At 59.3% G+C, this 8,455-nt stretch carries 6 protein-coding genes and 5 pseudogenes; 6 read left to right on the forward strand and 5 right to left on the reverse strand.

Annotated features, from left to right (window positions below):
- Window positions 1-256: 256 nt before the first annotated feature.
- Window positions 257-1,513 carry a pyridoxal phosphate-dependent decarboxylase family protein gene (locus DH10_RS23450; RefSeq protein WP_192385394.1) on the reverse strand — a complete coding sequence of 419 codons (1,257 nt, stop codon included), beginning with the start codon at window positions 1,511-1,513 and terminating at the stop codon, window positions 257-259.
- Complete coding sequence (locus DH10_RS38270) at window positions 1,510-2,034, reverse strand: aminopeptidase P family N-terminal domain-containing protein (protein ID WP_425515369.1); 525 nt, start codon at window positions 2,032-2,034, stop codon at window positions 1,510-1,512. Before DH10_RS38270 ends, DH10_RS23450 begins: the two co-directional genes overlap by 4 nt.
- Before the next feature lie 272 nt (window positions 2,035-2,306).
- Between DH10_RS38270 and DH10_RS37165 the strand changes: the two genes are divergently transcribed.
- Window positions 2,307-2,444, forward strand: a complete 138-nt coding sequence (locus DH10_RS37165) for a hypothetical protein (protein WP_246811624.1) — start codon at window positions 2,307-2,309, stop codon at window positions 2,442-2,444.
- 14 nt (window positions 2,445-2,458) lie between these two features.
- The gene (locus DH10_RS37170) at window positions 2,459-2,638 is read left to right on the forward strand and encodes a hypothetical protein (RefSeq protein ID WP_246811626.1); all 180 of its coding nucleotides are present in this window, start codon (window positions 2,459-2,461) and stop codon (window positions 2,636-2,638) included.
- A 168-nt stretch (window positions 2,639-2,806) separates the two neighbouring features.
- Here the strand turns inward: DH10_RS37170 and DH10_RS23465 are convergent.
- Window positions 2,807-2,962: pseudogene (locus DH10_RS23465) on the reverse strand (hypothetical protein); the annotation flags it as partial.
- Window positions 2,963-3,318 (reverse strand): annotated as a pseudogene (locus DH10_RS23470) (DDE-type integrase/transposase/recombinase); the annotation flags it as partial. It abuts the pseudogene before it with no gap.
- Between DH10_RS23470 and DH10_RS23475 the strand changes: the two are divergent.
- The 3 pseudogenes from DH10_RS23475 to DH10_RS23485 all read left to right on the forward strand — a co-directional run.
- A pseudogene (locus tag DH10_RS23475) lies at window positions 3,317-3,802 on the forward strand (IS66 family transposase); the annotation flags it as partial. The pseudogenes DH10_RS23470 and DH10_RS23475 overlap by 2 nt on opposite strands.
- Window positions 3,803-3,901: 99 nt before the next feature.
- A pseudogene (locus DH10_RS23480) lies at window positions 3,902-4,711 on the forward strand (IS110 family RNA-guided transposase); the annotation flags it as partial.
- Window positions 4,712-4,923: 212 nt separating this feature from the next.
- Window positions 4,924-5,920: pseudogene (locus DH10_RS23485) on the forward strand (transposase); the annotation flags it as partial.
- Between the two features lie 179 nt (window positions 5,921-6,099).
- Here the strand turns inward: DH10_RS23485 and DH10_RS23490 are convergent.
- Window positions 6,100-7,461, reverse strand: coding sequence for an aminotransferase class I/II-fold pyridoxal phosphate-dependent enzyme (locus tag DH10_RS23490; RefSeq protein WP_246811625.1), 1,362 nt, complete (start codon window positions 7,459-7,461; stop codon window positions 6,100-6,102).
- Window positions 7,462-7,865: 404 nt separating this feature from the next.
- Between DH10_RS23490 and DH10_RS36345 the strand changes: the two genes are divergently transcribed.
- Window positions 7,866-8,455: hypothetical protein (locus tag DH10_RS36345; RefSeq protein WP_210327844.1), on the forward strand; the 590-nt coding region annotated here is incomplete at its 3' end.

Consider the following 8,455-nt stretch of genomic DNA (forward strand, 5'->3'; position numbering starts at 1 on the left):
CCGCCGCCCGTCGCCTCATGGGATCTTTTTCCCCTGCCGCGCAACGCAGTGCTAATCGCCGTCTTCAACCTGATCGCCGATCTGCTCTACGGCTTGCTCGGTCCGAGGATTCGCTATGACTGAGCTGCTTCGCGGGTCGCAGATGCTGCCTTGGAATGGCTGCGGGGGCCAATGATCCGACAGTGCCAGTTGAGGGCCCGCGAGCCGGAGATCATCGCCGACAGGCGACGACCTCCTACGGGCCAATGGATGGCCTTCAATAGCTGTGTTCGTCGTAAGCGACCGGCGCGCTAGCGTTCCGACGTACAAACTCGATAGCTTCCCGCACGGCCGATAGATACTCTTCGACGGTGGCCAGATGAGCTGGGTTGACGCCCTGTTGGATCGCCTGGGGCTCGCGCATACGCCCGCGCAGCCAACCGCGCTCTTCCAGGCGATCGGCGACTGCGTAGATGTCAAGCGCGGAGTCCAGCGACACAAAGGAGATCAGGTTACTCTCGCCGTAGGGCGCCAGGCACTCGATGTCGGGAATGCTGTTCAGGCCAGCGATAAGCCGCGTGGTGGCCTCCATCGTGAGCCTCGCCGCGCGAAGATAGCCCTCCATGCCAAGGTAGTGCATTACCGCCCATGCGGACGCGATTGCGCCGCCGGCCCGGGTCCCGAGGAATGTGGGGGTGGAGTATGTTCCCCGAGGCCACCCGCTGAAGGAAAACGCTTCATGATCCTGGTCATCGGCTGACCGATACAATACCAGGCTGGCGCCCTTGGCTGCGTACCCGAACTTGTGGATATCGGCCGACAGGCTGGATACGCCTAGAACCCGGAAGTCCCACGGGGGCACCGGATAGCCGAGCCGCTCGGCAAATGGTGAGAGAAAGCCGCCCCAGCAGCCGTCAACGTGAAGCCGAAGACCCGAATGCTGTGCCAGCTTGCCGATCTCCGCGATCGGATCAAAGGTGCCGAAGGGATAGTTGGGAGCTGATGCAAACAGCATTGTGGTCTTGTCGGTGATGGCGGAGCGCATCAACGAGGGGTCGGCCCTGAACTCCTTGGTGTGCGGGGTTCGAATGATATCCACGCCGAGAAGCTCTCCAGCCTTGTTAAGGCAAGGATGCGCGGTGACACATGCAACAATGTTGTAGCGTCCCTGCGGCTCGCCTCGTTTGTGTCGCGCAAGGTCCCGGGCCGTCTTTACCGCCATGAAAACGCTTTCAGTGCCGCCAGAGGTGAAGGAGACGCCGGCATCGTCGGGCGCATTGAAAAGCGACTTTGCCATCGCCTTGATGTCGTTGGTCATCACCTCCAGGCTCTTAAAAGCCCGCCCTGCTCCCAGGCCATTTTCTGCAATAAATTCGCCATAGGCCTCGCGCTGGACGTCTAAAGTCTCGTCGTCAAGGAAGTAGGTGTAAGATGGCACCCGGCCAGCCCGCCAATCGAAATCAAGCGACTTCATTCGCTTGAGCTCCTGCATGACGACATCTCTGGCGACACCCTTTTCGGGGATGGTTTTCAATTGAGCCTCCTTACAACGCTATTAGCTGCACATGCCCATGTCAGGTGAAAGATTGCCGACGCCGAAGACGTCAGGCTGATACGCCCGAGGGGTCTTTCGGATCTTCGCATTGCTCCAGGCTCGTCCAGCGAGACGAACCCGCTTCGCGCGCTCTCGTCCGGGCAAACAGATCGCTCACGTCGCGCGCCATTGGAATTCGCGCCCCCCGGATTCCATCTTTGCGAAAGATGAGGATGAGAAGCATGATCACAGCTGGGATCAGTAGGATAACTGAGAATGCGTGCTTCCGGCAGGGACGATGTCGGTGTTGCACATAAAGTGTCGATCTCGCGCAAGATCAGCCACGGATCTTCATCGTCTTGGCTCACGAGAGCGAGCTGCGGAACGTACTCCGAGTATCCGTCATAGCCGGTGAGATAGTTCATATTATTCTCGCTCATGACAAGCAGCGCATCCATACCGCGCGCCGCGATTTGCTGTCGCAGCCGAGCAGTGCTCTCGCGGTATTCCTGCTGATTAATGCAGGTACGCGTTCCTGTTGCTTAGATGCGGACATGAGCAGCTCTCCTATCTTGGCAAATGTCGATATCCGACGGCAATGTGCCGGCGTCGATCCATAATAAACCGGACGCGGTTCGAACCACTGCCAGTCATGTATGCGCCACTCGGCGTTGGACTCACCAACATAAAGTCGCGAACTGTACCATCGCTTTTTTAGATGATAGACGAAGTCCCCTTGAGATGCGCTCGGCCACTTCGTGGGACCAAACGAAAGGCCTTCATCGACCTGCAGATGGACGTAACCGTCAGTGACATCGCGCTGGCGCATCGTGAGGGATACGAGTCGGTCGAGCATCTGAAGCACTATACGACACTCGGAATGGGCACCGACCAGGCAAAACAAGCAATTTCCGCGCGCTTTCCGCCATAGCTGGCCTGCGCGGGATGCTGGTTCCACGTTGGCACGACAACGCTCCGCGCCGTTGGAGCGCGCTGGCTGGGCGCAGCCGGGGCCATCATTACAGGCCGCATGTCGCGAACGGCGCGCAGATGCTGGAGACGGGCGTGCTCTGGTTCTACGTTGCTTCCGGCCGCGACGTGGACGTGACCTATCTCGCGGAATGACACGGTTCGAAATGCACCGTGTCGTTGCGCATCGCAAAAGACCGGACAGGGTTCCGCTAATTCCCGGACAGTGGTTTCGCTATGGGGGATTGCCGAGGGGCGAAGCGACCCTGCATGGCGAAGATTAAAGTCGCTGCCGGCGGCAGCCAGAGCATCATAGGTGCCCAAGGTTTGCTTGGTCGGGATATGGAGTTCCCATCCGAGTTCTCCGACGGAGGTCATGCGGAAGGCGAGCGCTAGCCCGTAACCGATTTCGATCTCGCGGACGGTCCCGAACGGAAAGGCATCGCCGGAGAAGTCGGCGGCTGACCTGCCAATGAACATTCATCCAGCGGCGATTAGAGCCTTGGCCGTTTCTGTTACGCCTCTTGGCGCGGGTTGAGCAACCGGCGAAGGCGCAGAGCCTTCCATCAGCACAGCGTCGGAGCCGGTTGCGGTGATGTCCTCGGCGGATGCCGCCGGGGTCTGGTAGCCGAGCGAGGAATGAGGCCTCGCGGTGTGGATGGCGTTCGACGTGAACTCCGTGCCGTGGTCGGAGACGATCATGCCTTGGCTTGCCGCGCTGGGCGATCAGTTCCGTCAGCTCGCGAGCAACCCAACGGCCGGAGATCGAGGTGTCCGGAATCGCGGCCAGACATTTCGCGTGTCACGTCGTCGACGATGTTGAGCACACGGAAGCGCGTCGCCGCCCTCTACAAGATCGAGGACAGCATGCGAGGTTGTGACCCCGATCATCGCCGGGCTGTCCGCCAGAACCTGTCCCGCCCGCTGGTGGACGCGTTCTTCACCTGGCTGACAGCTCAGGCCGTACGTGTCTCGCGCAAGTCCGACCTCGGCGAGGCCATGGCCTATATGCTGAAACGCCAGACCGGCTTCCGGCTGTTCCTGGACGACGGCCGCGTCGACATCGACTCCAACCTCGTCGAAAACGCGATCAGAAGTCCAGCCATAAACCGCCGCAATGCTCTCTTTGCCGGCCATGATGAAGGCGGCCGCAATTAGGCCCGTTTCGCCAGCCTGATCGGCACATGCAAGATGAACCGCGTTGAACTATACGCCTACCTGCGCGATCTCTTCATCAGCCTCGCAAATGGCCACCTCTCCAAAGACATCGACGCCCTCATGCCCTGGGCCTATGCGCAACGGATCAGCGCCTCACAATGAGTTCGTCCGGGACTCCCCGACGTGCTCATAGGACCATCTGCAAGCGCTCGACCTGACCGTTGCAACCAAAAAATCAATAGGGCGGAGACGCCGCATACGCCTCAGCTGGCGAAGCCCTATGTCAAGCGCTGCAAGAACGACGTGGCGGACGCGGAGGCTTTGTGTGAGGCGATGAGCCGACCCACGATGCGCGCTTCGTGCCGGTGAAGACCGCGGACCAGCAAGCGGCGTTGATGCCTGGTCGGCATGCGAGAGAGACTCATTCGCAATCGGACACAACTCGCCAATGCCATTCGCGGTTTTGCCATGGAGTTCGGCATCGTCGCGGCCACCGGGATGTGCCGCATCGAACCTTTGTTGGAGCGAATAGCGGCTGATCAATCCCTGCCTGAATTGGCCCGCGAGCTTTTCGCCATGCATGGCGTTGAGTATCGAGATTTGCTTAAGGAAACGAAAGCCGTCGAGGAAAAACTAACCGCGCTGCATCGCGCCGATGAATGCAGCAGGCGGCTTGCCGAAACTCCAGGTGTCGGACCGGTCGGCGCATCGCTGCTGATGATGAAGACCCCGGATTCCCGAATGTTTAAGTCGGGTCGCGATTTTGCCGCCTGGATTGGGCTTACGCCCAAAGACCATTCGACCGCAGACAAGGTCAGGCTTGGGGTGATCACGCGAGCTGGCGACGAAATGCTGAGGAGCATATTGGTGGTTGGCGCAACTGCCCTTCTTCAGCATGTCAGAGCAGGTCGAAGCAGACATACTTCGCGATGGCTCATCGAACTCCTACGACGGAAGAAACCAAAGCTGGTTGCGGTGGCGCTCGCCAATAAGATTGCCCGAATTGCCTGGAAGCTTATGTTGAGCGGCGAAACGTACCGGCGACCGGAAGAACAAACACAGGCAGTATAGGAGCAGATGGTGCGATCGATCGATCCAAGACGCGTGACACTCGGTCACTCCCACTGGCCTATCAAGGCCGCTGCCATGTTAGGAACACGCGTTGCGGAAACCATCTTGGCCAGTGGTCATGTGCGACCACACACAAAGGCCGCACATATGGAAGCAAGCGATCCGATCAAAAATATCTGCAAAAAAGCTTGCAAGTGGGAGCCGTCCACATATGGGGGTGGAGCCCGAAGAAGTCGGTGCTGCACAGACGATCAGCGCCATACGGGCCGAAACCTGGGAATACATCAACCGCGTGCTGCTGGCGAGCGCCCGCCAGGACGGGGTCGAAACCGGCAGCGTCATGCGGCTCGATAGCACCGTCACCGCGGCGCTGAACCCACGAGCCGAGCGACAGCAGCACTGGGCAGCGCCATCCTATGGCACGATCATTGCCTCGCGGCGAAGAAGCGGGCCCGGACGATCCAGTATGCCCGCAGCCGCCCCGAACGGGTCAAGCACTACCGCGAGCTGCTCAAGATCACCCGCAAAACCCTGGGCTATGTCGAGCAGGCGGCGGCGCAGTTGCCCCTAGCGGCGGGCCCGGCCGGCGAACTGTGGCAGGCCCAGATCCGCCACTACCGGCCGCTGATTGAACAGATCATCGCCCAGACAGAGCGGCGGGTCCTGGCCGGCGAGGCGGTGCAGGCCGGCGACAAGCTGGTCAGCTTGTTCGAGCCGCATGCCGACATCATCGTCAAGGGCAGCCGCGACGTCGATTATGGCCACAAGCTCAATTTGACCACCGGCCGAAGCGGGCTGATCCTTGACCTCGTCATCGAACCCGGAAACCCGGCCGACAGCGAGCGGTTCTTGTCGATGCTGGAGCGCCACATCGCCGTCTGGGACCAGGCGCCGCGGCAGGCGGCCGCCGACGGCAGCTATGCCAGCCGCGAAAATCTGCGCCGGGCCAAGGCCTGCGGCGTGCGCGACATGGCCTTCCACAAGAAGAGCGGCCTCAAGGTCGAAGACATGGTCAAAAGCAAGTGGGTCTATCGCAAGCTGCGCAACTTCCGCGCCGGCATCGAGGCCGGCATCTCCTGCCTGAAACGTGCCTACGGCCTGGGGCGCTGCACCTGGCGCGGGCTCGACCACTTCAAGACCAAGACCTATGTCTGGTCCTCTGTGGTGGCTTACAATCTCGCACTCTTCACCCGCCTCAAACCGGTCTGACGCCACTCATCGGGTCGCGTTCAGTGGCACGCCGGCAGGCGCTGGTCGATACCCTATGCTGGCATGGCCGCTGCAAATGCTCTCTGCTCGTCGATCGGCACACTCGTGCCATCACGCGCTGCCAAGCAGCACCGGTTGCGCGGCCAGAACGACCCTTCAAACCCCAGAAAACCCGGCCTTTATTGACACGCACTAGCTATGTCTCGGATTGACTCACAAAGCTTGGTGACCTCTTCCAGACTATGGTCCGCGGTCAGGCATACGCGCAAAGCAGCCTTGTCGCGGGGCACCGTCGGATAAAATGCTGCGGCCACATAAAAGCCACGCCACAATAGCTCTGCCGCCGTATCCACCGCTGCCCGAGACGCACCAATCGGGACCATCCGGATTGGCATTCCGTCACCTGACGATTGCGTCGGCATTTTCTCGTCAAAACATTGAACAACCCTACTCAGGCGGGCCTGGCGCTCACCCAGCTCCGCAGAACGATGAATCTCTGCTGATGCTAAGGCACCTGCAATTCCGGCCAAGTCTGGCCCCATTGAGAATGCATGCGGAACGGCGTAACGTCTAAGCAGTTTCTCCTGCTCTTCCGTCCCAAGCATGAGAACACCGCCAGTCACTCCGAAGCCTTTGCTCAAAGAAGCCGCGATGATTGTGTTTTCGCCTAGATCTGTGATTTGGGATTTGGCATATCCTTGGCCATGCCTTCCCCGGATTGAGATGCCATGCGCATCGTCGATGTAAATGAATAGCCCATAGCGTTCTTGGAGACGCAAAAGCTCACGGATTGGGGCATTTCCGCCCATTGAATACACACCATCGCATATGTAGGCGACGCACGTGTGTTTCCGACAAATATCCTCCAGTTCCTTAATGTCGTTGTGCCTAATTTGCAGAACCTCTGCATCTTCGGCCATAACAGCCTTGTGGTATGCCAAAGTGGCATGGGCAAATCGATCGAACACCAGTACCGGCTTGCGTCCTCTGGTGAAAGCGCCGCATGCGAGTAACGGGAGCGCGCTCATGTTCGCCGTTAGAACCAACGAGTATACGACAACCCTAGCATCGAAAAGTTCAGATAAGCTGTATTCGAGATCTCGGGTTAGCGAGAAATTCAATCTCGTGCGTGCACCGGACCACTGTATCGAGCGATATGACGCTAATGCTGCTATCGCAGCGTCCACGATCATCGGATGGTTATCAAGCCCGAGATAGCTGCCTCTCGCGAATTCTATAACCGATCGTCCCGGCTCGAGCTCCACGTGTCGCTGCTCAAGCGAGCGGGCATACAGTGTCATTATTCCTTTGGAGTACGCATAGTCGAAATCTGATCTGGACTTCTCAATCACGCTTGCAAGATCACGAAATCTCTGCTTGTCCACATAACTCTCCATCAAAGATAATTTACGCTTGTCATCATCGGCAACCCGGCCACGTAGCCAATGCGTCCCTTCAAAAGTCGTGCCAACTTTGCAGAAGGGAGGCTGAACTAAATCTTCTTCTTGTCTGTCAACCACTTGATCAGGATGCAGCAGCAATCAGGCAGGTCTCGCTACGTCGTGGGCTCGACAAACCTGACAAACGTGTCAGTTGCGGGTTCGGAGGCGATGTGAGAAACCGCCGGTTCTGTTCTTCTTGGGCGGGATGTTGGTCCATGCCCGTTTCTGTGCGGCAAGGCTGCGAATGGCGATCGTCCGAACGTCGCCCTTAGACCCAAAAGTGGCTCGACCAGGCGCTGGCGCAGCTTTCTAACCTTGAGAGACCGACACCATGACGAACTCGCTCGAGGTACGAAACAGGCTAATCGACATCCTGCGCCGCGACCTAATCGGCCCGAATTCCTGACCTCGACCGAGATCTCGCACGAGAGGTCCTGACGGAGAAACCATCGCGCTGGTACGTCGGAGGCTTTATCGTTCCCGCCTACGACGGTGTTGCGCCTGTGATACCTGACGACGAGGAAACCGCCGAAGAAACCGCCGACGATCTTCTCGCCCACGAGACGCTGGACTCCGCTGTCGAAGGGGAGGTCGACGAAAAGGATTCGACTGACCAACCGCCGCGGGGCAGGTTTCTTCCGTCGTCGATGGATGGGGTTGACGGTGGTGCTTCCGGAAACGGTGAGTCAGGTCACGCTGCGCGCAACATGGGGGAACTACAAGACCGAGCCCCCCGTTGCCCGATGTGCTCCTCATTCCGGAACTATCGGAAAGGGCAAGCCAAAGCCAGAAAAACCCGAGAACGTCCGTTGGGTTCGGTTCCCGGCGAAGCCGCGATTGTCCTCGACGTCACTCGGAACCAGTCCGGGATCCCGCCGCCGGAAAGCGCTGCCCCTCAGAGGCCGGGCGGCGGCATCGAAGTCGCCGTTCACCAGCGTGTGCTTCGTCAGAAGACTCCGGAAGGGGCTGAAGAGCGTCTGCGCGTCATCACGGTCTTCTTGGTAAACCGTCGACGGAGCACAAAGGCTCCGTACAAGGACGTGGCCTACGCGTTCCAGACCCGGATCGGGCGTTATCAACTTAACTCGCGTTC

Source organism: Mesorhizobium silamurunense (assembly GCF_014843825.1).
GTDB lineage: Bacteria > Pseudomonadota > Alphaproteobacteria > Rhizobiales > Rhizobiaceae > Mesorhizobium > Mesorhizobium silamurunense.